18 protein-coding genes, 1 tRNA gene and 3 pseudogenes are annotated in these 26,454 nt (G+C 26.1%); 6 read left to right on the top strand and 16 right to left on the bottom strand.

Annotated features, from left to right (window positions below):
* Positions 1–87: 87 nt before the first annotated feature.
* Positions 88–750, top strand: coding sequence for an IS30 family transposase (locus AACK97_RS05780; protein WP_338968999.1), 663 nt, complete (start codon positions 88–90; stop codon positions 748–750).
* 146 nt (positions 751–896) lie between these two features.
* Here AACK97_RS05780 and lon read toward each other — a convergent pair whose 3' ends face one another.
* The 12 genes and pseudogenes from lon to AACK97_RS07695 form a co-directional block, all read right to left on the bottom strand.
* Positions 897–3,284, bottom strand: coding sequence for an endopeptidase La (gene lon / locus AACK97_RS05785; RefSeq protein WP_338967273.1), 2,388 nt, complete (start codon positions 3,282–3,284; stop codon positions 897–899).
* A gap of 68 nt (positions 3,285–3,352) precedes the next feature.
* The gene (locus AACK97_RS05790) at positions 3,353–4,297 is read right to left on the bottom strand and encodes an IS30 family transposase (protein WP_338967275.1); all 945 of its coding nucleotides are present in this window, start codon (positions 4,295–4,297) and stop codon (positions 3,353–3,355) included.
* 131 nt (positions 4,298–4,428) lie between these two features.
* Positions 4,429–5,727, bottom strand: a complete 1,299-nt coding sequence (gene tig / locus AACK97_RS05795) for a trigger factor (RefSeq protein ID WP_338967278.1) — start codon at positions 5,725–5,727, stop codon at positions 4,429–4,431.
* 92 nt (positions 5,728–5,819) lie between these two features.
* Positions 5,820–6,572: a DUF3196 family protein gene (locus tag AACK97_RS05800; RefSeq protein ID WP_338967280.1), complete on the bottom strand. Its 753-nt coding sequence runs from the start codon at positions 6,570–6,572 to the stop codon at positions 5,820–5,822.
* A 31-nt stretch (positions 6,573–6,603) separates the two neighbouring features.
* Positions 6,604–6,680: transfer RNA gene (locus AACK97_RS05805), tRNA-Arg, on the bottom strand.
* A 203-nt stretch (positions 6,681–6,883) separates the two neighbouring features.
* Positions 6,884–7,378 (bottom strand): nucleoside 2-deoxyribosyltransferase, encoded by a 495-nt coding sequence (locus AACK97_RS05810; RefSeq protein WP_338967282.1) that lies wholly within the window; start codon positions 7,376–7,378, stop codon positions 6,884–6,886.
* 138 nt (positions 7,379–7,516) lie between these two features.
* Entirely contained in the window at positions 7,517–8,029 is a 513-nt protein-coding gene (locus tag AACK97_RS05815; protein ID WP_338967284.1) for a hypothetical protein, read from the bottom strand.
* 203 nt (positions 8,030–8,232) lie between these two features.
* A protein-coding gene (locus AACK97_RS05820) for an IS3 family transposase (RefSeq protein ID WP_338966745.1) occupies positions 8,233–9,344 on the bottom strand; the annotation gives its coding sequence in 2 pieces (ribosomal slippage) (positions 8,233–9,101 and positions 9,101–9,344; 1,113 coding nt in all).
* A 202-nt stretch (positions 9,345–9,546) separates the two neighbouring features.
* Positions 9,547–11,319, bottom strand: a complete 1,773-nt coding sequence (gene uvrC / locus AACK97_RS05825; RefSeq protein WP_338967287.1) for an excinuclease ABC subunit UvrC — start codon at positions 11,317–11,319, stop codon at positions 9,547–9,549.
* 18 nt (positions 11,320–11,337) lie between these two features.
* Positions 11,338–13,992, bottom strand: coding sequence for a DNA translocase FtsK (locus AACK97_RS05830; protein WP_338967290.1), 2,655 nt, complete (start codon positions 13,990–13,992; stop codon positions 11,338–11,340).
* Positions 13,993–14,024: 32 nt separating this feature from the next.
* Positions 14,025–15,680, bottom strand: coding sequence for a ribonuclease J (locus AACK97_RS05835; protein ID WP_338967292.1), 1,656 nt, complete (start codon positions 15,678–15,680; stop codon positions 14,025–14,027).
* A gap of 237 nt (positions 15,681–15,917) precedes the next feature.
* Positions 15,918–16,022: pseudogene (locus tag AACK97_RS07695) on the bottom strand (IS30 family transposase); the annotation flags it as partial.
* An 80-nt stretch (positions 16,023–16,102) separates the two neighbouring features.
* Between AACK97_RS07695 and AACK97_RS05840 the strand changes: the two are divergent.
* Positions 16,103–17,047, top strand: a complete 945-nt coding sequence (locus tag AACK97_RS05840; RefSeq protein ID WP_338967293.1) for an IS30 family transposase — start codon at positions 16,103–16,105, stop codon at positions 17,045–17,047.
* 107 nt (positions 17,048–17,154) lie between these two features.
* Positions 17,155–18,579, top strand: a complete 1,425-nt coding sequence (locus AACK97_RS05845; protein ID WP_338967295.1) for an MATE family efflux transporter — start codon at positions 17,155–17,157, stop codon at positions 18,577–18,579.
* A 50-nt stretch (positions 18,580–18,629) separates the two neighbouring features.
* Here AACK97_RS05845 and AACK97_RS05850 read toward each other — a convergent pair whose 3' ends face one another.
* The 4 genes and pseudogenes from AACK97_RS05850 to AACK97_RS05865 form a co-directional block, all read right to left on the bottom strand.
* Positions 18,630–20,729 (bottom strand): polyribonucleotide nucleotidyltransferase, encoded by a 2,100-nt coding sequence (locus AACK97_RS05850; protein WP_338967297.1) that lies wholly within the window; start codon positions 20,727–20,729, stop codon positions 18,630–18,632.
* 70 nt (positions 20,730–20,799) lie between these two features.
* Entirely contained in the window at positions 20,800–21,156 is a 357-nt protein-coding gene (locus AACK97_RS05855) for a hypothetical protein (protein ID WP_338967299.1), read from the bottom strand.
* A gap of 26 nt (positions 21,157–21,182) precedes the next feature.
* Positions 21,183–21,968, bottom strand: coding sequence for an NAD(+)/NADH kinase (locus AACK97_RS05860; RefSeq protein WP_338967300.1), 786 nt, complete (start codon positions 21,966–21,968; stop codon positions 21,183–21,185).
* Between the two features lie 103 nt (positions 21,969–22,071).
* A pseudogene (locus tag AACK97_RS05865) lies at positions 22,072–23,185 on the bottom strand (IS3 family transposase).
* A gap of 258 nt (positions 23,186–23,443) precedes the next feature.
* On the opposite strand from AACK97_RS05865, the gene trpS reads away from it, so the two are divergent.
* From trpS to AACK97_RS07700, 3 genes and pseudogenes are all read left to right on the top strand, one after another.
* Positions 23,444–24,457 (top strand): tryptophan--tRNA ligase, encoded by a 1,014-nt coding sequence (trpS, locus tag AACK97_RS05870; protein WP_422397246.1) that lies wholly within the window; start codon positions 23,444–23,446, stop codon positions 24,455–24,457.
* An 18-nt stretch (positions 24,458–24,475) separates the two neighbouring features.
* The gene (locus AACK97_RS05875) at positions 24,476–25,336 is read left to right on the top strand and encodes an HAD-IIB family hydrolase (protein ID WP_338967304.1); all 861 of its coding nucleotides are present in this window, start codon (positions 24,476–24,478) and stop codon (positions 25,334–25,336) included.
* A 149-nt stretch (positions 25,337–25,485) separates the two neighbouring features.
* A pseudogene (locus tag AACK97_RS07700) lies at positions 25,486–26,431 on the top strand (IS30 family transposase).
* Positions 26,432–26,454 lie beyond the last annotated feature (23 nt).

Raw genomic sequence — 26,454 nt, forward strand, 5'->3', positions numbered from 1 at the left:
TTACAATTCAGGTTTCATAAATTTAAAAATAGAGAATTAGTAAAATATGTACAACAAAAATTATTATTAGGTTGATCGCCTAAACAAATTTATGGCAGAATTAAAAATTTTCATCAAGAATGAATTATTAGTTTTAAAACAATTTACAATTGAATTTATTCGGGATTACTTGAAAAGGTTACTAGTAAAAATTTAAGAAGAAAAGGTAAGAAACGAAAATCTCAAGAAAATCGGGGTAAATTTAATGGTAAATCCATTAAAGAACGAAATGTTAATAATCGCATAACTCTTGGCCATTGAGAAGGTGATACTGTAGTATCATCACGAGGTAAAAGTAAATCATGTTTAATAACTTTAGTTGAAAGAACATCAAGATTTACTTTAGCAATATTAGTTGAAAATAGAACTACTAAAGTTATTAACAAAAATATTAGTCATTATTTATCAATTCTTCCAAATAATCTTGTTAAGACTATAACATTTGATAGGGGTAAAGAATTTGCTAATTGACAACAACTTGAAAAAAATTTAAATGTGAAAATTTATTTTGCTGATGCATATTCACCTTGACAAAGAGGTACTAATGAAAATACTAATGGTTTAATTAGAGAAAAATTTCCTAAAAAATTTAATTTTTCAAACACTACTAAAAATGCAGTTCATAAATTTATATTGTCTTTAAACCAAAGACCAAGAAAAATACTAAATTATCTTTCGCCAATCGAATATTTGGTTAGAAAAATAATTTAGTTGCACTTAACTTTACAATTTGGCATAAAGTAATCTTACAATAAAAATAACTAACTCACATTTATTTTTAAAATATTTTTTAAAAATAATCAGAATATAAAAAAATACTATAAAGAATTTCTTCATAGTATTAATTATCTTCATAATTAAGCAGCAACTGCTACAGCATCAGTAATAACATCAGTGGATGTTATTGTTGAATTAGAATTAAAAATAAAGTCATATACTTCTTCATAATGTTTAATCGGAATAATTTTTAATTCATTTAACACCTCGTTAGGAATATCATCTAAATCTTTCATATTTTTATCAGGTATTAAAATTGTACTAATCCCACTGCGATGAGCAGAAATTGATTTTTCTTTTAAACCACCAATCGGTAAAACATTCCCTCGTAAAGTTATTTCCCCAGTCATTCCAACATCACTAGATACAGGTCTTTTAGTTAAAGCAGAAATTATTGCTGTTGTTATTGTAATCCCCGCTGAAGGTCCATCTTTAGGTACTGCCCCTTCAGGAACATGAATATGAATATCATTATTACTAAAAAACTTGGAATCAATATTAAACTTCTTACTATTAGCTTTTAAATAATCCAAAGCAATATTTGCTGATTCCTTCATAACATCACCTAAAGTTCCTGTTAAAACTAACTGTCCTTTACCTGAAAAGAAATTTACTTCCATTGAAAGAATATCGCCACCAAAAGCAGTATATGCTAAACCAGTAGCAACACCAATTTGGGCTGTTCCTTCTTTTTCAGTATATTCAAACTTATGTTTACCTAGATATTGCTTAACCTTTTCAATATTCACTAATTCATCACTTAAATGTTTAGCTAAATAACGAACAATAAACTTTCTCGCAATTTGATGCAAATATCGCTCTAACTGTCGTACACCAGCTTCACGAGTATAATATTTAATAATTTCTTTAATTGCACCATCTTCAAATTTTAATAACTGCTCATTTAAACCATTACCTTGCAATACTTTAGCAATTAAATGATTTTTAGCAATTTCCATTTTTTCAATTTCTGTGTAAGATGATAATTGAATAATTTCCATTCGGTCTAATAATGGTTCGGGAATATCTTCCATATAGTTAGCCGTAGCAATAAACATTACTTTTGATAAATCATAATTTTCTTCTAAGTAATGATCAGAAAACTCAAAATTTTGTTCTGGGTCTAATACTTCCAACATCGCACTAGCAGGATCACCACGATAATCATTAGCCATCTTATCAATTTCATCAAGCAAAAATAAAGGATTAATACTTTTAGCTCGTTTCATTGATTGGATTATTCTTCCTGGCATTGAACCAATATATGTTTTTCGATGACCACGAATTTCTGATTCATCACGAACACCACCTAATGATAACTTCACAAAACTTCTTCCTGTTGCTTCAGCAATTGACTTAGCAAGTGAAGTTTTTCCTACTCCGGGAGGACCTACTAAACAAATAATTTGCCCTTTTAATGATTTAGTCATTTGTTTAACAGCTAAATGTTCAATAATTCGTTCTTTAACTTTTTCCAAACCATAATGATATTTATCTAAAGTTTGTAAAGCAAATGGTAAATCCTCAATTTCTTCCTTTTCTTCATGTCAAGGAATCGCCATTACCCAATCAATGTATGTTCTAATAATATTAGCTTCACTTGATGCTTGTGGCATCATTTCATAACGATTAATTTCTTCCTTAACACGAACTTTAATATTCTCAGGAAATGGTTCTTTTTGAAGACGATCTAAATATTTCTTCATCTCATTACTATCGTCATCAATTTCACCTAATTCTTCTTTAATTGCTTCAAGTTTTTCTCGTAAATAAAATTTCTTTTGCTGTTCATCAATTCTAACTTTAATTCTTTCAGAAATATTTTGATCAATTTCACCAGTTTGCTTGCGACTATTAACATTATCAACTAAAAGATTCAAGCGTTGTTCAACATTCAACTCTTCTAAAATAGCTTGTTTTTTATCTAACGGTAAAAAAGGTAAAAACTGTGCTAATGTATCAATTACTTCTCCAGGACTACTATTAATATTTACCTTAATCTCTTGTAAGACATCTTCAGGAAGACCTTCTTGCATTTCCAATAATCCTGTTAAATTATTAGTAATTTTTTGAACTAATTCTTCAACACTACCTTCATGATTTGATTCTAAAACCTCAATATCACTTTCATAATAAGTACCATTATCTTTTAAATTCAGTAATTTAACCCGATTAAGTGACTTAAAATTAACCGTAAACGAACCTTCTTCTCAAACTTTTTTTATTTTTAAATTAGCAATAACTCCAACATCAAATATTTCATCAATTGTTGGTTCATCATCTAAAGGTTTTTTTTGTGATACTAAAATAACTTGATTATCAAAATTATCCTTAGCCACTTCAATAGTCTTTAATGATTTATTACGACCAATTTCTAAAACCTGCTCAAATCCGGGATAAATATAACTACCTCGTGTAACCAAAACCGGAATATTTTCCAAAGACTTTATTTGTTCTTTATCTATCATTATGATACCTCCATAAAACAAATTTACTTAATTATATCCTGAATTGTAAATATAAATGGGACAGTTTTTTAAAATAATTGTATTAAATCTATTGGTCTTTTATAAGATAATGATTTTCTGGGTGTAGAATTAATTTGAAATGCTATAGAATTTAAGTCTTTTTGTTTATATGAAGATAAATCAGTAGATTTTGGTAAATATCTTCTTAAAATACCATTATTGTTCTCATTTAAACCTCTTTGACAAGGTTTGCCGGCATCTGCAAAATAAATTTTAACATTACAATTTTTTTCAATTAATTTTCATTTACTAAATTCTTTACCACGATCAAAAGTAATAGTTTTAATTGTTCCTGGTATTAATTTTGAAATAAATTTTATTATACTTTGTGTAATACTTTCTGCTTTATGATTTTTAGTTTTCAAAGGAATTGTGGTTTTTGATCATATATCAGCTAAAGTAATAATAGAACTTTTATGATCTTTACCAACGATAATATCTCCCTCTAAATGGCCAAATTCTTGTATATTTTTAATATTTGGAATGATTAAATTTCTTTCATGAATAGATTTACAATTATTAATTCTGCCCCTAGTTTCTTTTTGTTTATGAGGTTTATTTTTGCCTTTTCTCAATAAATTTTTTTCATCAAAACCCATTCGATTTGTTTTAAACATGTTATATAAAGTTTTTGTTGAAATATTTTTTATTTTATTTTTCTTTAAAAAATCAGCAATTATATCAAGAGCATAATTTTTAGTAATTAACAAATGATTGATAGTATTAATTTCTGTTAAAGTTAAAATTATTAATTTTCTACCTGCATTTTGTTTATTTTTTTGAACTTGATTCAATATTTCTAATGGTAATAAGTTTTGATTTAATAATTTACAAACTCTGTGTACAGTTGATTTACTATAATCAATTGCTTTTGCTATTTTACGAATAGAAAATCCATAACTTTTATATTCTTTTATTGCTATTATTGATTCAATAGTCAGATACTTATACATTGTGCTAATTCCTTTCTTTTCTTAATTATAGAATTAACACAATTTGTTTTTTATATAAGTGTCCTTTTTAATTTTACATTTCAGGTGTATAAAAAATTTAGCACTTGCAATATTAAAGTGCTAAATCTATTTTATCCATTATTCTCATAAAATCCATTATTCTCATAAAGAAAATTTAATATCCTACGATGTTTTAAACCTTCTTGAACAATACTAGTATCCATAATTTTTTCTTTAGCTTCTTCTGGTGTCATCTTATAAAACTTAGCCAACTCAATAATTTCTTGTTCTACCTCATCATTACTAACTTGAATATTTTCTTGCTTCATAATTTCTTGTATAATTAAATAATTACTAATTTTTGCTTTAGCCTCGCCTCGGAACTCTTTTTTAATATCTAATTCAGTTAATTTAGTTAACTTTAAATATTGTTTTAAATCAATATTTTGTTCTTTTAACTTCTCCTCAAACTGATCTTGAAGATTTAATACTTCTTTATCAATAATTGATTGAGGAATATGAATCGTTGCTGTTTTAGAAATTTCTAATAATAAATTATTAATAAACTCATCTTTAATTTTTTCTTCATTTTGCTTAATCAAATTTTCTTTAATATAATCTTTTAATTGTGCTAAATCTTCAATACCATCAATATTAGCATCTTTTGCCAAATCATCATTAATTTCTGGAACAATCTTATTTTTAACTTCTTTAATCTTAACTTTAAAAGTTACTTCTTTTCCTGCTAAATCTGGTTGTAAATAATCTTTAGGAAACGATACAAGTAAATCCTTTTCTTCACCAGCCATCAATCCAATCATTTGTTCTTCAAAACCAGGAATAAACTTTTTTGAACCAATTTCTAAACTAAAATTTTCAGCTTTTCCACCAGCAAAAGGTTCGCCATCTTTAAACCCTTCAAAATCAAAAATAACAACATCACCATTAGTAATCTTATCTTCTTTAATTTCTAAAATAACTGATTTTTCTTGTAACTGACTAAGTGCTTGATTAATATCCTCATCATTAACAATATTTGCCATTTTCTCAATTTTTATATTTGTATATTTTTCAACTTTAACTTCCGGTTTTAAATCAAATTCAAAAGAAATAATATATTTTGCCATTGACAAAGTATCAATATTTCAACTTGGCTGATTAAAAGGTTGCAATGGATCATTTCGTAATAAAGCAAATTGTCACGCTTTATCAGCTGCAATATTATGAGCTTTATTTAAAATTTCTGCTTCACTTAAATATTTTTCTACCATCGCTTCTGGTACTTTGCCTTTACGAAAACCTGGTATTTGTAAACGGGCTTTCAACTTCTTTGTTACCTTTTCAATAATATCTTGTCATTCTTCTGATTCAAATTCAATAATATACTTTCCTTTATTTTCTTCAATATTTTTTTTACTTGTAAATTTCATCAAATATCCTCCTATATTTCAACTATTTAATTATACCCTTGATTAATTACTAAATGCAATTAAACTTTAGCAAATATCTCAACAATAAAATCTTAAAAAATTTGTTCTTTCTCAATTTGTAATAAAAATCTTTGGGTAAGAACAACATCAGTCTTTAAATTTTGACAAATCTGTTCTAACTTACATTCATCATCACCTTGCATAATTTGTGCTTTATAAATAATAGCACTAACTATCGCAGAAAGATCCGCCATTAATGGCAAATTAGGATACTGACTATATCAATAATTTTCTCATAAGTATCAACAAACCTGTTCTAAACTAGGATTATCATTATAAACAAAATTACTTAAAATAGTTTTAACTTTTTTAGTACATTCATCAAGATGAAATTCAGAAATCAATATCGGATTAACAAAATACTGACCATGTGTTTTTTGAACAATAAACACCCCATCAATATCTTGTCTCTTTAAAGCTATTAACAAATGCGTTTTATTTTCATTTTTAAACAAAGAATTTTTTAAATAATCTCGTAATGTTGATAATATTTTCCTAGCATTTTGCTGTTCTAAAAAATTAAATGCTACTAAATGAATTTCCTCATCAAAAGGATTATTAATAATTTCTTTAATTGTCTCTAAATCTCATTGCTTAATATTTGGTTTTTCTTTTGTTAACTGTTGAATTTCATCATAAAATTTAATAATTTGTTGTTCATATTTTTTTGGTATATAAGGTAAATCTAATTCAATTTTTAACTTAACTTTTGCTTGCTCATAGTTTTCATTAGCAATTAACTTTTCAATTTCCTTAATAAAAAAACTATAATATTTATTATTCATTAAAATTATTCACCAACATTTTTATTTTAAATGGCGCCCATGAAGAGACTTGAACTCTTGACCCTGCGCTTAGAAGGCGCATGCTCTATCCAACTGAGCTACATGGGCATATTTTATACTACATAAAAAATAATAACATTATTAGCTTTAAACTGCAATTATTTTAAATAAAATTAATAGTCAATAAATCCTTTAAATATAAAAAAATGTTAATAAATAATTTTACAAAAATGTTGATAGAAATTATTTTTTAAATTCTATCAACATTGCTTCTTCATTTGTAAAAAGAATTAAAAATTTATTCCCTTTTACTATTTTAAAATTCCTTCAATTTCTTTAATTTTATTAATTGCTTCTTGAAAATTTTTAACCTTAAAAATTTTCTTTTTACTAATATCATTGTATTGTAAACTACCTGATATCATCTCATTAATACCATATCCAGGAATTTCCTCAACATCAATATTTGATTGATACAACCTAAAATCACTATAAACACATATTAAATATTTTTCTTCCTGCAAACACTGTTCAAAGGCAAAACCATATTCCATATATGTTCCACTATCACGGCCATCAATATCAAATATTACATATTTTGACTTTTTAATCTCTTCATAATCTTTTTTAAATATCTCGTTATTTTTTGGCGTAGCATTTTCACTATTAAAACTAAACTCAATCGGATTTAAAATTTCAAAATTATCACCTAATTGCTTTCTTAAATTTATTCCTTCTGCTTTTCTCTGATTTTGTTCTGCTTCACTAAATAATGGTCCCGCGTTATAAACAAATATTTTTTTCATTATTATTGTTCCTTTCCAAATACTTATCTTTTAATATCACTACGAAAGTAGTATCACTTTCGTAATGATATTATATTTAAAATATTGCTGGCAAAGTTGCCAATTTATGAACAAAAATCCAAAATTATTATTTAATTTCTAATCCCAAGAAGTAAACTTTTGTAAATATTCTCTAATTGCTTGTTTCATATAAGATGTCCCATGTTGTTCAAAATATTTCTTCTTAAAAGCACTATCTCAGCCACCATACATCGCGTTACCACCTATAAGTGAATAAGATTTATACCAACAAATATTTTCCTTAATAATTTCCTGAATCTGTTTTTTTTCTAAAAGCAAGGTATCAACTGATTGACCACAATTAGCATAATATTTTATTATCTTATCATTTTCCTTACTAAAACGAATTGCCATCGCTGGTTCACCAAAAAGTTTTTGAATATTATTATCTTCCATATAGTTTTCACGATAAGTAATTCCTTTATTATTAGTAAAATTAGAATTAAAGTCATTAATATCATCACCTATTACCATCATTATTCTTACATTAACTTTTTTTCCTAAAATAGATACTTTATTATTATTAATATATTCATAACGGTCTTCTTTTTCTTTAAGAACCTTATCTGCTTTTAATTTCTTACCATCCATTCATCACAAAGCATCATTTAATAATTCTTCAGGAAAACCTTCATTGATTAAATTCTTTTTTGTATCTTCTAAATGCTTATTTTGTAAACGATTAGAAGCCTGAAATGTAAAATTAAAAAGGACACTTACCTGAAATGTAAAATTAAAAAGGACACTTATATAAAAAACAAATTGTGGATTGGCAACCCTTTTTAGGACACTTTTTATGTAGACTGGTATTTTCTAAATTCAACGGGAGTTAAATAATTTAAACTGCCATGAATTCGAATATTGTTATATCAATTAACAAAATCAAATAGTTCGCATTTTAGTTGTGTTAAGTTTGCAAATTTTTTACCGTTAATAAATTCGGTTTTAAAGGTTTTGTAAGTTGCTTCAGCAACAGCATTATCATATGGGCATCCTTTGGAGCTTAATGATCTTTTAATTTTAAAGGTTATTAAAATTTCATCAATAATTTTATTTTTAAACTCATTACCACGATCAGTATGAAATAAAGTTATTTTATTTAATGGTCGTGTTATCTTGTGAAAAGCTTGTTGAACTAATTCAGCAGTTTTATTTGGTCCAGCACTATAGCCAATTACTTCGCGATTAAACAAGTCAATTAATAAACAAATATAATGTCATTTAGTGCCAACTTGAACATATGTTAAATCACTAACAACAACTTCATTTGGTTTTTTGTCATTAAATTGACGATTTAAAACATTATTAATTTCGTCATTATTAACTGTTTTTTTATGATTACAATATTTTAACTTGGTGTATTTAGAAACCAAATTATTTTTGATCATAATGAATCGGATTTTTCGTCGTGATAAAATGATATTTTTTCTTATTAAAACAGCTTTAATTTTACGAGCACCATAAATCTTGCGACTTTTATTAAATGCACTGATAACTTCTTGTTCATAATTATTAACATCAAACTTAGTGCATTTATTAGTTTGATAATAATATGTTGATTTTAGTAAACCTAAAATCTTACATATTTTTCTCACTGAATATTTATTTTTGTTGTTATTAATTATTGTTATTTTTTCCCGATTATCAGTGCTGCTTGCTTTAAAATGTCATTTTCCATTCGTAATTGTTGGTTTTCTTTTCGCAAGTAAATTAATTCATTTTCTTCGACAGTGCGATTATCTTTTGCTTTAAATGACCCAGAATTATTATAATTTTTAATTCAACTATAAATAGTTGGTTTTGGTAAATTATATTCTTTCCCTAAATTAATAACACTTTTGTCATTTTTGTATAGCATTACAATTTGTTTTTTAAATTCTTCAGAGTATGAGGTTTTATTTCCCATTTTTATATTCCTTCTTTCTTAATAATTTTGAAGTCTATATAATTATGGTCCAACTTATTGTAGCCTATCCATTGCATTTTATTTTCAATAAATAATATCCTCCTTCTATTTTATTAAAAATAAAAATGCTTATATAAAAATATAAGCATTTTAGCATCAAATTAGTAATAAATTTTTCGATTTAACGAATAAAATTTCTAAATTAATTATCTTTTAAATAAGCAATTAATTCCTTTGTTGTTGTTTTATTTTTAATAATAGCATTTAATTCAGCAAATGAAACTGCTTTCATTTTTGTTATTGTTTCAAACTGTTGATATAACTTTTTAATAGTTAACTCACCTAATCCTTTAACTTTTTTTAACGAATTAACAAATAAAGAATTAGTTCGTTGTTGACGATGAAATGAAACTGTATAATTATGGACCTCTTCTTGAACTTTAGTTAATCAATGAAATAAAGCACTCTTTTTAGCAATATCCAACCGATAACCTTTATTATCTAATAAACAATCAGTTTTGTGATGACTATTCTTAACAAGACCGACAACTGGTAAACTAATATTTAAATTTTCTAATTGCAACTGCACACTATCAATTTGTAATTTACCACCATCAACAATAATTAACTCTGGCATTGGTTCTTTATTCATTAATTTTTTTCAATAACGACGATAAACTAAATTTTGTAAATAATGATAATCTCCTTGTTGTTCAATTTGAATTTTATAACGACGAAACAGTTTTTTAATTGCTTGACCATTTTGATAAACAATAACCCCACCAATAACATTATCATGTCCTAAATTGGCAATATCCATAATTTCGATATATTGTGGTGTCGCAATTTTTAAAAGCTTTCCTAATTGTTCAACAATCTCATAATAACGATACTTAATTTGATAGGAATCAACAAGTTGTTGCTTTAATAATTCTTGAGCATTCTTAGTAGCTAAAGAAATAATTTCTTGCATTTTTTTAGTAAGCTTAGTAATAATTTTAATATTTAATGCTTCTGCCAAATCATCTAAAACAATATTTGCAACATATAATTCTTGGGGAACAGTATTGTTAGTATATAACTGTTGCAAATAATTTCTCATTGCATCAGTTAAATCATCATTAAATAAAGTAAAAATTTGTTCATCTTTGGAAAGCAATTGTCCATTACGATAAAATAATGCTGTTATTGACAATTTATGATCTTTAATAGCATAACCAATAAAATCACGATTACGAAAATCAGGAAATTGAACAAACTGATGAGAAATAAATAATTGTAACTTATCTAAAACATTTTTTAATCTTTGTGCTTCTTCATATTGTAAATTAATCGCTGCTTGTTGCATTCGCTCAGCAATCTTATTTTTAATATCTTGATTTTTTCCTTGAAAAAAATCATTAATTTTCTTTTTCATCAAGGCATAATATTCCTCAGGAACCTTTTTAAAACAAGCACCTGAACATAATTGCAGATGATAATATAAGCACGGCGTTCCTAAACTTTCTTTACATCTTCGCAAAGGAAATAATTGTTGCAATATCTTTAAAACTTCTCTAGCTCCCGTACCATCAGGAAAAGGACCATAATACTTACCATTATCTTTTTGAACTTTACGAACAAAACGATATTCAGGATTATTTTCATCAGTAATTTTAATATAAGGATAGGTTTTATCATCATTTAATAAAATATTATATCGGGGACGCTTATCTTTAATTAAATTATGTTCTAACAATAATGCTTCTTTTTCATTAATTGTTAAAATATAATCCACATCAGCAATTTCACGAACTAATTTAGTAGTTTTAAAATTATGTACTTTATTAAAATAATTATTTACCCGCTGTTGAATATTTTTTGCTTTACCAACATAAATTAATTGTCGCGCTTCATTATAAAACTGATAACATCCCGAACTTTGTGGTAAATTTTTAATTTTTTCTTGTAAAACAAGGGGTTTAACTCACATCATTATCAAAATTCCTACTCTTTATTCATAATCAAAACTTCACGAGGTTTGGACCCATTTTGCGGCACAAATCTCATCATACAATTCATCATCTTCACCTGTAATAATATGACTAGTATTCATCCTTTGTGTAGATTCATGGAATTGTTCATTAAACTGCGGTTTTTGTTGCTGAGAAATAAATTTAATTAACGCACTAATGTCTTCGTCATTAATATATACCCCTTGAGCTCTAGTTGGTGTTATTTGACCATAAGGAACAAATAACATATCACCACTACCAATTAACTTTTCAGCTCCCATACTATCTAAAATTGTTCTAGAATCAATTGAAGAACTAACAGCAAAAGCAATTCTTGATGGAATATTATTTTTTATAACGCCAGTAATAATATCTGTTGATGGTCTTTGGGTTGCAATAATTAAATGAATTCCTGAAGCTCGTGCCATTTGCGTTATTCGCATAATACTTTCTTCAACTTCTTTTCCGGCAACAACCATTAAATCAGCAAGCTCGTCAATAATTATCACAATATATGGTAACATTTCTTCAATTGCCACCTTTTGATTATAACTAGCAATATTTCGCACGCCAATATTAGAAAAAATAATATATCTTCGTTCCATTTCACTAATAATTTGTTTTAAAGCACGATTGGCTTTTCTTAAATCAGTAATTACTGGTACTAATAAATGTGGCAAATTATTATATACTGATAATTCAACGCGTTTTGGTTCAATTAACAAAAATTTTACTTCATGCGGTTTAACCCGAAGAATTAAAGAAGCAATAATACTATTAATACAAATTGATTTTCCACTACCAGTAGCACCCGCAATTAATAAATGTGGCATCTTATCTAATTCCGCAAATAAAATTTTTCCCATTACATTTTTACCAATGGCCATTAATAATTTACTATCTTTCTTATTAAGGGGAACATTTTCCATCACTTCACGAATCGTAACTAATGCTGGTGAAATATTTGGAATTTCAATTCCCACTGCTGACTTACCATGAATAGGTGCTTCTAAACGAATATCTTTTGACGCTAAAGCTAACTTAATATCATTTTCTAACGAAGTAATTTTACTTACCTTAACGCCCATTCCTAGTTCAATTTCAAACTTAGTTACTGCTGGTCCAATATTAATATTAGTAACTCGCGCTTCAATATTAAAATGTTTAAAAAGACGATGAATTTTTTCAACATTATTTTTTGCAGTTTTAATATTTAAATCACGATTAACACTAATTATTGGTTTTGTTAAAAGACTAACTGGTGGCAATTGATAATTAGGATTAATTATTGAAGGAAAATAATTACTTGGTATTATTGAAGAAGAAACTTTATTATCCAAAGGATTAATCTCTTCAATAAATTCTGGAGACAAATTGTCACTAATAACAACTGCTTGTTTTGCTTGATTATCGGATTGATCAATAACTGAAAATACCTCATCTAATGCTGATGAGCTAGTTGGATAAGATTTTATCCGTTCTTTTTGAATTGGTGGTTGTTCTTTATTAAAAGGTGTTAAATAACTATTAGCAGCAAAATCTTTACGCACCACATCTAATTCCATTAATGATGTTTGATCATAACCAAAATCATCACGAGAAAATGCTTGTTGATGATACTCTTGTTCTTTAATTACCTTCTCATTAAGATTAATTTTTGGTGTTAACTTCGAATCTCAATTATCAATATGGTGATAATTTTTATTACTATAAATATCATCAAATAATAAATCTTCATTCATTAATGAATGATGTAAATTAACGGATGGTAATTTAATTGTAATATCAGAATTTTTTGTTGTATGTAAAACTTGCCGATCATTACCATTAATATTTTTAACATTAACAGTTTCAAAATATTGCTGATATTTCTTCTCAGCATTTTTCTTATTTTTAACATTCTTTTTAGCCATAAAACTAACAATATGTAAACTATTATGTTCCTTATTAACTTTTCATTGATAAAGATATCAAGGATTTCCTGTTAAAATTCAAAGAATAATTGTCGTTAAAAAAACTAAACTACATATTAAAGAAACAATTGTTGTTAAATAACCAAATACTGCTGAAAACAACATTCCAATAAATCCGCCACCAGCAAAAGGAATAAAATATGAGCCATTAATATGAAAAAATTTCTTAATATCTAATCGTTGCATAAAAAGAGAATTTTGTAATCAATTATCCGTATAAGAACTAATAACTTGTGAAAACCAATTTTGTTCTGCATTAATAGAAGAACGATGATAACTAATCAATAATACAATATCATTCACAAATCAACAAATAGCTAAAACAAGTAATATTATCATTACTTGAACTCGTTTCTTAATTTTAATTTGAATACCACCAAAAATTGCAAAACTCACTACTAAAATAACAAAATAGATAATATATTTAAATCATCCAAAAAGAAAATTGAAAAGAACATCATCTAAAAATTGACCAATAACCGTTAAACGAGCAAGAGCCAAAATACTAGCAAAAATAATGAACAAAGCTCATATTTTTCCACCAATTTTATCACTACGCCGAATTTTCTTCTTTAACTGAATAATTTTGGATTTCGCTTGTTGTTCTTGTTCATATTTTGTAGTATTGCGAGGATTATTTTCAAACTCGACAAAATCACTACTTATTTTATCGCTATTCATCCTTTTATCTCCTCATATTTTTTAAGTAATAGTTAATTTATCTCATTAATTATTGCTAAAACCATTGGATTTTTACCCGTTTCTTGACGACATAACTCTTGCAACTCACTACGGATTTGATTTTTAACTGTTGTACCATCAAACTCTGATTTTTTTTGATGTTCTTCAACAATAGTACGAACTTTCGCTTGCATTTTATTAGTTAATTCCTCATCATCTTGAATAAAAACAACCCCACGCATTTGCACATCAACTAAAGAAACAATCTCTTTACTACGACGATTTAATGTAATGCCACTAATTAAAACTCCATCACGAGCTAATTGCTTTCTTTCATTTAAAACAACAGCACCAATATCGCCAACCCCAAGACCATCAACATAAATATTATTATATTTTAAAGAAGATGGTGATGGTCCTAATTTACCATTAATAAACTCTAAAATTTGACCATTATCCTTAATTAAAATATTATTAATTAGAATTCCTGCTTCTTGAGCACTATTTTGCGCACTAACAAAATTTTTATGTAATCCTTTAATTGGCATAAAAAATTTTGGTTTCATAATTCCAATCATCATCTTAATATCTTCATATGAAGCATTCATATCTCACACTTTTTTATCGGATAACGCCATAAAACGAGCATCAGTTCTTGCTAATTCATCCAATATTCTCGCATGTTTTAATTCATAACCAGGAATCGGTAGCGTTGCTAAAATCACAGTATCTGACTTTTCTATTTCTAAATGCTCATCATCGCCACTAATAATTTTATATAATCTTGTATAAAGTCGCTCACCACTACCTGTAACAAAAATTACTGAATTGTCATTAATAGCATCACTAGTTAAATTTCTAAACTTAATTTTATTAAATTGCAAATAAGTTCCTGACTTAAATTCTTCTAAAATTGATTTTAATGTGCCCCCCATAACGATGGCCTCACGATTAGTTTCACTAACCAACTCCAAAATTTCACTTATTTTATATAAATCCTGTTCATGACAAGCAATAATAATTTTAGACTTTGCTGCTTTAAAAGTTGATTCCACTAACTTCTTACATTTATGATTAGGAGCCGTATAATCATTACGACTAGCATAACCAGAACCACTCATCAATAATAAAATTTTATTATTAGCAATTTTTGCTAAGTGTGCCATATCTGTAGCAAAATTAGTTCGTTCTTCACTATCAAAAATATAATCACTCGTATAAACAATAGTTCCATCAACAGTCTTTAAAGCAAAACCAAAACTTCCCAGAATACAAGTTGTCGTATTAAAAACTTCAATTTCATTATCACCAAAAGATAACATATCCTTTTCTTTAATTTCAATTAATTCATTTTCACTATGTCATACCTTAAACTTGTAGAGTTTTTGTTTAATTAAAAAGATTGTTAATTTACTACCATAAATAGGAATTTTAATATCCTTTAAAAGATATGTTATTGCTCCAAAACATTCGTCTGATGGTTTAGAAATAAATAATCCTTTAATCCGATTAACATTTTCTTTTAAATAAGAAAAATCGGGAATAACAGTATCAATTCCTAATGCTTCTCGTTCAGGGATTTTACTACCAGCATCAAAAATAAATATATCACGGTTAACTTCCACCACATACATATTTTTTCCGCGTTCATCAAGTCCCCCTAATGCAAAAACTTTTATTGTTGCCATAACTATTTTTTCTCCTCTAATTTAATATAATTTTATTTTAAAATATTGCTTTTATTATTATAACACATTGATTATCCAGCTAAGCAGAGAATAATTTCTTATCTTATTTGTTTCCTCAATAATTAAAATTCATTCTGATTTTTATCTTTTAATTATACTATAACTATTCGCAAATGCAAAAATTTGATAAATGCTGTTTATTATTATCTGAATTGTAAATATAAATGGGACAGTTTTTTAAAATAATTGTATTAAATCTATTGGTCTTTTATAAGATAATGATTTTCTGGGTGTAGAATTAATTTGAAATGCTATAGAATTTAAGTCTTTTTGTTTTCCTGAAATGTAAAATTAAAAAGGACACTTATATAAAAAACAAATTGTGTTAATTCTATAATTAAGAAAAGAAAGGAATTAGCACAATGTATAAGTATCTGACTATTGAATCAATAATAGCAATAAAAGAATATAAAAGTTATGGATTTTCTATTCGTAAAATAGCAAAAGCAATTGATTATAGTAAATCAACTGTACACAGAGTTTGTAAATTATTAAATCAAAACTTATTACCATTAGAAATATTAAATCAAGTTCAAAAAAATAAACAAAATGCAGGTAGAAAATTAATAATTTTAACTTTAACAGAAATTAATACTATCAATCATTTGTTAATTACTAAAAATTATGCTCTTGATATAATTGCTGATTTTTTAAAGAAAAATAAAATAAAAAATATTTCAACAAAAACTTTATATAACATGTTTAAAACAAATCGAATGGGTTTTGATGAAAAAAATTTATTGAGAAAAGGCAAAAATAAACCTCATAAACAAAAAGAAACTAGGGGCAGAATTAATAATTGTAAATCTATTCATGAAAGAAATTTAATCATTCCAAATATTAAAAATATACAAGAATTTGGCCATTTAGAGGGAGATACTATCGTTGGTAAAAATCATAAAAGTTCTATTATTACTTTAGCTGATATATGATCAAAAACCACAATTCCTTTGAAAACTAAAAATCATAAAGCAGAAAGTATTACACAAAGTATAATAAAATTTATTTCAAAATTAATACCAGGAACAATTAAAACTATTACTTTTGATCGTGGTAAAGAATTTAGTAAATGAAAATTAATTGAAAAAAATTGTAATGTTAAAATTTATTTTGCAGATGCCGGCAAACCTTGTCAAAGAGGTTTAAATGAGAACAATAATGGTATTTTAAGAAGATATTTACCAAAATCTACTGATTTATCTTCATATAAACAAAAAGACTTAAATTCTATAGCATTTCAAATTAATTCTACACCCAAAAAATCATTATCTTATAAAAGACCAATAGATTTAATACAATTATTTTAAAAAACTGTCCCATTTATATTTACAATTCAGGTTAATCACAATTGACTTAATCTTATTAGTAAAATATAATTGTTCTTATATATTTAAGAAACCGAGGTACTAACATAATGAAACTCACTAATATCAACCAAAAATGAAAATTATCACCATACTTTGACAGTAAGTTTATGAAACAAGCACTTATCATTATGATTCCTCTAATCGGTCAATCATTACTAATTGCATTAATGAATGTTATTGATGTCTTTATGATTGGTTCTTTTTTAAGTCAAGAAGTTCTTAATGGCGTTGGTGCTGCTAATACCATTCTGTTACTGGCAATGTTCGGTTTTTTTGCTACGAATATGGCCGGAAGCATTTATGCTTCTCAATATATTGGTAATAATAATCTCAAAAAAATGCAAGAGGTAAATAACATTAGAATTATGATTAATGTCACAATGTCAATAATATTTACCATCTTTATCTTCACATTAAGAAATGATTTAATTAAACTAATTATTGCTTCTGAAAGCAGTAAAACAATGTTAAATTTTAATTCCCAAATCGCAATTGATAATGGCAGTTTATATTTAGCAACTGTTATTTGAATTTATCCGCTTCTAAGCGTTATAACAACCTTATACCAAAATATGAACGAATGTAATAAAACATATTTACCGTTTCTTTTTACAATTTTTCCGGTATTGACTAATGGCATTCTCAACTTCATCTTTTTATTTTATTTAAAAATGGGAGTTATGGGAGTTGCTATTCCTACTGTAATAGCAAGAATTTTAGAAATAACTATTGTTATTACATTTCTTTTAATTACTAAACCCGTGTTTCGCCCAATGAAAAAATTTTGATATGTTACTAAAGATTTATTATTAAAAATTCTTAAATCGCTTTTGCCAATATTTTTAGCTAACATTCTTTTTGTATTATCATTAACAGCACAAACAGTTATTTATTCATATTATGGTGGAGCCGATATCCTATCAGCAACCGTTGTTGTAATGAATATTATGAATATTTTTTATGCCGTATTTAATAGTTATAGTGCCATTATACCAATCTTTATTGGTAAACAATTAGGTGTTGGTAAACTGTCACAAGCAGTTGCCAATCTTAAAAAAATTATTGGTTTGCTATTTCTAATTGCGATTACTTTCACAATAATAATTTTCAGTCTTTCATTTTTTATTTTTGATATTTTATTTACTAACAAAATTAGTAATGAAGCCATTAGCACGGCAAGATTTTATTTAGGATTACAATCCCTAGCCTATTTCTTCTTATCTTTTTCAATTATCTTTTTTAGTGTTTTACGCGCCGGCGGATTTATAAAGTTAGCTACTGCCTTAGATATTCTTTGTACTTGAATTATTATTGTTATGACACCATTAATTGTTAGTATTATTGTAACTAAATATTTTCCTAACTTTGATTACAAATATATTTTTATTATTTCTACTATTGGTGAAATTATTCAATTTGCTCTTGTTACCATCTGTGTTATTAAAATAAAATGAGCACGAAAATTAATTTAAAAAATAAAATGAACTCCTATTTTAAACTAATAAGAGTTCATTTTATTTTTCTATTCAATTTTAATTCTAGTTTCATTAATTAATTCTAAATTAACACGATTTTTTTCATCAATACTAATTACTTTTACTGTTACTTCTTGTTTTAATTTTAATAACGGCGTATTTTTGGGTATTTTTGAATTATGTAATAATCCATCAATATTCTCTTTTAAATTAATGAAGTAACCAAACTTTTCAATCCGAACAACAGTTCCCATAATAATTTCTCCAATGATAACTGGTTCAATAATATCTTTAATTAATTTTTCTGCCATTAATATTGATGCTTCATCTTTGTGATAAATAGTCACTTTCCCTTGGTCATTAATATCAATTTTAACATTGCCAGAAGTCTCAACAATATTAGTAATTACTTTACCACCAGCACCAATAACATCACGAATGCGATTAATCGGAATTTTTAATTGCTTAATTTTAGGAGCATTTTTATTTACTTTATTACGCGAAATATTAATTGTTTGCTTCATATTATCTAAAATATGCTTTCTCCCAATTTTAGCTTGTAATAATGCTTCTTTAAAAATTTCCATTGTAATGCCATCAATTTTAATGTCCATTTGTAAAGCACAAATTCCTTGGTTTGTTCCCGAAACTTTAAAATCCATATCGCCAAAGTGATCTTCACTACCTTGAATATCACTTAAAATAACATAATCATTACCTTCTTTAATTAATCCCATTGCAATCCCGGCAACACTAGATTTCAATGGTACTCCACTAGCCATCAAAGCTAATGAAGAAGCACAAATTGCTGCTTGGGAGGTTGAACCATTAGATGCCAATACTTCCGTCACAACTCTAATCGTATAAGGAAAATCATCAATACTAGGCAATACTTGTAACAATGCTTTTTCTGCTAATGCTCCATGACCAATTTCTCTTCTATTGGGCGGTCCAAATCTTCCAGTTTCACCAACTGAAAATGATGGAAAATTATAATGAAGCATAAAGCGTTTACTTTCCTCTTCTGTTAAACCATCAATAATTTGATGTTCGCCTAGAGCTCCTAAAGTTACAATTGATAATACTTGCGTTTCGCCACGAGTAAATAAAGCACTACCGTGAACAATTGGGAGAACATCAATTATTGATGTTAACGGTCGAATTTCATTGCTCACACGACCATCTAAACGAATTTTCTTATTAATAATAAAATCACGAACAAGTTTCTTTAATAAAGTTTGATAAATAGCTCTAATCTGTTTAATAATCATTTTTTTTTCTAATTCATTAACATATTGTTGATTATCATAAACAGCAAATAAAGCATTATAAACATCTTTTAAAGCTTTTTTTTGTTCTTGCTTCGTTTTAATATTTAAAGCACTAATAATTTGTGGTTCATACTGACTAGTAATAGTTGATACTAACTTATTATCAAATTCTAATTCAATAATAGGTAATTTTTCTTGACCAATAATATTAATAATTTCTTCTTGAAAGGCAACTAACTTTTTAATTTCTATATGTGCCATCGCAATTGCTATTAACATTTCTTCTTCACTAATTTCTTGACCACTAGCTTCAACCATATTAATTGATGCTTTTGTTCCCGCAACAATTAATTCTAACGATGATTGTTCCAATTGTTGACTTGTAGGATTACAAATTAATTCCCCATTTATTTTTCCAATAATAACTCCTGCTACGGGACCATTAAAAGGAATTTTTGAAATACATAATGCTAATGAAGAACCTAATAATGCTGCCATTCTGACATCAGCATTAGAATCAACCGCTCATACATTATTAATTACTTGAATCTCATGATTAAAATTATTAGGAAATAAAGGTCGCAAAGGACGATCAATTAACCTTGATGCTAATGTTGCATATTCACTAGGTTTGCCTTCACGCTTAAAAAACCCTCCAGGAATTTTTCCAACAGAATATAATTTCTCTTGAAATACAACTGTTAAGGGAAAAAAATCTAATGTTGATGGCTCTTCATTAAAACTAACAATACTTAATACCGTACTTTCCTCATAGCGTACTAAAATTGAACTTGTTGCTAGTGATGCTAAACTACCATATTCAATAACAATTTTCTTCCCATTAAAATTATTTGTAAATCTTTGTTCTTTATTCATTTGCTGTTACCCTTCTCATCTTCCCACATCTTATTTTATCATATTGTTTTAGCAACAAAAAATATGATCGCTATTTTAAACGACCATTAATAATCTCTGATAATGCCTTAGCATAGTTACCAAAAATAATACTAATAGCATTAGTTTGTTTAATTATTCCTTGCTGTTTTAACTTCCGAATCTTTTCAATATTAACTTGTTTAATATCTTTAATAATAATTTTAATCTTTGTATTTGTTGCTTGTGCCTCAATAATATTACTAATTGTTCCTAAATAATCAATAAAAACATCTACTTTAAAAGGAATTAATTTTTGCCATTGTTTTTCTGTTGAATTTTTATTTTTTAAAAATATCATATTTATTAAGCAAGCAATTATATAAAAACTAATAATATTAATCCTAAATCTAACAACAGTATCTGTCATAATTCCATCGCTTCTCTTCCTTTTGTTTAATTATGAATAAATGTTTTTTGAATTTGATTAATCATTATTAAATCATTAACATCAGTTACTAAAATTTTAATTTTATTAGCAATTAAATTAATAATTAAATTATCACTATTAAAGTCATGTTTTTGACTATCAATTACTAAAAAAGCATCTTTCATATTACCTTTAATAGTAACTGTGTGGGTATTATCTAAAATTAATGGTGCCTTTAAAGAATTATGTTTATTATGAAAAACCGGAGCAATTTCTAAGAATTCCATTAAATTTTTTTCACTTAAAATAACTGCGCCATTAATACTTTTAGTATAGCCAGTTGAACCAGTTTTAGTAGTTAAAACAAATCCTGAACTTTGACAATTTTGTAATAATTGATTATTAATATAAACTGTAAAAAATATTGTTTTTGCAATACTCATTAATTTAATCTCATTAAGACTATAAAAATTTTTATTATTAATAGTTATTTTTAAAGCATCAAGAGATTTTGTTTTCAAAATATTATTTTTTAAATTAGTAATTAACTTATCAATTTCATTAACTTGATAAAGAGCATTAAAACCAATATTTCCCGTATTAATAGTTATAAAATGAATATTATCAATATTTTCATTAAAACGATTAACCGCTGATAAAAAAGTGCCATCACCACCAATAACAAATACGATTTCTGGATTTTGTTCATCAAATATCATCTTTAATGCTAATAATTTACTAGATAAGTTTTTAGCCACAGCAATTGATTCATCGGCCTTATTAGTAACAATTGTAAATTTCTTTTGTTGCATTAATTACACCTCATAATATAATTCTATCAATAAGGTAATAATATCATAAATTAAGAATCCATATAAATATTCTTTGGATTGGCAACCCTTTTTAGGACACTTTTTATGTAGACTGGTATTTTCTAAATTCAACGGGAGTTAAATAATTTAAACTGCCATGAATTCGAATATTGTTATATCAATTAACAAAATCAAATAGTTCGCATTTTAGTTGTGTTAAGTTTGCAAATTTTTTACCGTTAATAAATTCGGTTTTAAAGGTTTTGTAAGTTGCTTCAGCAACAGCATTATCATATGGGCATCCTTGGGAGCTTAATGATCTTTTAATTTTAAAGGTTATTAAAATTTCATCAATAATTTTATTTTTAAACTCATTACCACGATCAGTATGAAATAAAGTTATTTTATTTAATGGTCGTGTTATCTTGTGAAAAGCTTGTTGAACTAATTCAGCAGTTTTATTTGGTCCAGCACTATAGCCAATTACTTCGCGATTAAACAAGTCAATTAATAAACAAATATAATGTCATTTAGTGCCAACTTGAACATATGTTAAATCACTAACAACAACTTCATTTGGTTTTTTGTCATTAAATTGACGATTTAAAACATTATTAATTTCGTCATTATTAACTGTTTTTTTATGATTACAATATTTTAACTTGGTGTATTTAGAAACCAAATTATTTTTGATCATAATGAATCGGATTTTTCGTCGTGATAAAATGATATTTTTTCTTATTAAAACAGCTTTAATTTTACGAGCACCATAAATCTTGCGACTTTTATTAAATGCACTGATAACTTCTTGTTCATAATTATTAACATCAAACTTGGTGCATTTATTAGTTTGATAATAATATGTTGATTTTAGTAAACCTAAAATCTTACATATTTTCCTCACTGAATATTTATTTTTGTTGTTATTAATTATTGTTATTTTTTCCCGATTATCAGTGCTGCTTGCTTTAAAATGTCATTTTCCATTCGTAATTGTTGGTTTTCTTTTCGCAAGTAAATTAATTCATTTTCTTCGACAGTGCGATTATCTTTTGCTTTAAATGACCCAGAATTATTATAATTTTTAATTCAACTATAAATAGTTGGTTTTGGTAAATTATATTCTTTCCCTAAATTTTAATAACACTTTTGTCATTTTTGTATAGCATTACAATTTGTTTTTTAAATTCTTCAGAGTATGAGGTTTTATTTCCCATTTTTATATTCCTTCTTTCTTAATAATTTTGAAGTCTATATAATTATGGTCCAACTTATTGTAGCCTATCCACTTTTTTATTATTATTTATAGTAAAATTGATACATTACCAATAAGATTTATTTATTTTAGGAGGAATTACTATTGAAACCACGCTTATTATCAGGTATTACTAATACTGGAAAAATTACTATTGGTAATTATATTGGTATAGTAAAATTGATACATTACCAATAAGATTTATTTATTTTAGGAGGAATTACTATTGAAACCACGCTTATTATCAGGTATTACTAATACTGGAAAAATTACTATTGGTAATTATATTGGTGTTATTCAAAATTTTATTAAATTACAAGAAGAATATGATGTTTTTATCTTTGTTGCCAATTTGCATGCTATTGTCTCAATAAAAAATCATGACCACGATGTTCTTAAAAATAATATTCGTGATTTAGTTGCCTTATATGTTGCTTGTGGTTTAGATCCCAATAAGATTACAATTTTTGCTCAATCTGACATTTTAGAGCATTGCCAATTAGGTCATATTCTGCTATGTCATACATCAATGGGAGAACTAAATCGCATGACACAATTTAAAGATAAAACACAATCATTTAAACAACATAATAATACTGAAACGATACCAACAGGATTATTTACTTATCCAGCATTAATGGCAGCTGATATTTTACTATATGATGCTGCTATTGTTCCTGTGGGAATTGATCAAAAGCAACATCTAGAATTAACAAGAAATATTGCGATCAGAATGAATAATAAATATGGTAATATCTTTACAATTCCAGAACCATATATTGCTCCTAATGGTAAAAAAATAATGAACCTACAAAATCCCTTAAAAAAAATGTCAAAATCACATGAAAATCCTAAAACTTATATTTCTCTTTTAGATAATTTAAATGATGTTACCACAAAAATTAAAAGTGCCATTACTGATAGTGAAAATAAAATTTTTTATGATGAAATTAATAAACCAGGAATTAGTAATCTTTTAAATATTTACTGTGCTTTTACAAATACTACAATTGAAGAAGCAACTAATGAGTTTTCTGACCAAAATTATGGTGCTTTTAAAGAAAAAATCGCTAAAGTTGTTTGCCTTCAACTTGAAATTATTCAAAGAAAATATAACGAAATTATTGCTAATGATGAATGAAAACATTGATTATTGCAAGGAAAAGAAAAAGCAACAAAAATTGCTCACGAAAAATTGCAATTAATCCAAGATAAAATTGAGATTAATTACTAAAAATAAAGGAGAAAAACAATGATTAAACTTAATCATATTGATGATAAAAAAAGATTAATCCTTATTGACCTTGATGGAACTACATTAATGAATGACGGAAAAACAATGCATCCATTAACTATTCAAGGATTACAAAAAACTATTGCCCAAGGTCATATTGTTTGTATTGTTACGGGAAGACCCCACCGTGGAAGTATTTCGTTTTATAATGACCTAGGATTAAAAACATTACTTTGCAATTTTAATGGTGGTCACATTCATGATCCATTATTAAAAGAATTTAAACGCTTAGTATTTCCAATTTCTTATGATACTGTAAAAGCAGTTTTAAAAGAAAACGATGTCAAAACTTCTTTATATAATGGTCTTGTAGAATACTACAACAAAGCAGTATGCTTAAAGCAAACGGACAATTTTGAACGCTACTTTCATTTAACAGACATTCCAACGGACAATTTTATTATTGGCAATCTTTTAGAAAACTGAAATGGTTCTGCTAATAATATTGTTTTACAATTAAAAAGTCCCCTACATTTAGATAAAGTTATTCGTAGTTTAGAAAAATATACTAATACTTTAAAAATTAATATTTGAACGCATGATAATGACAAAGAACATCCTATTCTAGACCTATCAAATAAATTTATTAATAAAGGAATGGCTGCTGAAATTCTTTCACAATATTACAATATAGATATTAGAGATGTTATTGCCTTTGGTGATGAATTTAATGATTTAGAGATGATTACCAAAGTTGGTTATGGTATTGTAATGAAAAATGGTATCGAAACTTTAAAAGTATTTTCTAAAGATATTACTGAACATACTAATGATGAAGGTGGTGTTGGCATATATTTAGAAAAACTATTAAACTTATAACAAATAAAAAGATGCTTGTAAATTTATTACAAGCATCTTTTTATCTACCAATATTATTATGAATCCTGAAATGTAAAATTAAAAAGGACACTTATATAAAAAACAAATTGTGTTAATTCTATAATTAAGAAAAGAAAGGAATTAGCACAATGTATAAGTATCTGACTATTGAATCAATAATAGCAATAAAAGAATATAAAAGTTATGGATTTTCTATTCGTAAAATAGCAAAAGCAATTGATTATAGTAAATCAACTGTACACAGAGTTTGTAAATTATTAAATCAAAACTTATTACCATTAGAAATATTGAATCAAGTTCAAAAAAATAAACAAAATGCAGGTAGAAAATTAATAATTTTAACTTTAACAGAAATTAATACTATCAATCATTTGTTAATTACTAAAAATTATGCTCTTGATATAATTGCTGATTTTTTAAAGAAAAATAAAATAAAAAATATTTCAACAAAAACTTTATATAACATGTTTAAAACAAATCGAATGGGTTTTGATGAAAAAAATTTATTGAGAAAAGGCAAAAATAAACCTCATAAACAAAAAGAAACTAGGGGCAGAATTAATAATTGTAAATCTATTCATGAAAGAAATTTAATCATTCCAAATATTAAAAATATACAAGAATTTGGCCATTTAGAGGGAGATACTATCGTTGGTAAAGATCATAAAAGTTTCTATTATTACTTTAGCTGATATATGATCAAAAACCACAATTCCTTTGAAAACTAAAAATCATAAAGCAGAAAGTATTACACAAAGTATAATAAAATTTATTTCAAAATTAATACCAGAAACAATTAAAACTATTACTTTTGATCGTGGTAAAGAATTTAGTAAATGAAAATTAATTGAAAAAAATTGTAATGTTAAAATTTATTTTGCAGATGCCGGAAAACCTTGTCAAAGAGGTTTAAATGAGAACAATAATGGTATTTTAAGAAGATATTTACCAAAATCTACTGATTTATCTTCATATAAACAAAAAGACTTAAATTCTATAGCATTTCAAATTAATTCTACACCCAGAAAATCATTATCTTATAAAAAACCAATAGATTTAATACAATTATTTTAAAAAACTGTCCCATTTATATTTAC

It is taken from the genome of Spiroplasma endosymbiont of Lonchoptera lutea (genome assembly GCF_964019715.1).
Classification (GTDB): Bacteria; Bacillota_I; Bacilli_A; order Mycoplasmatales; family Nriv7; genus Nriv7.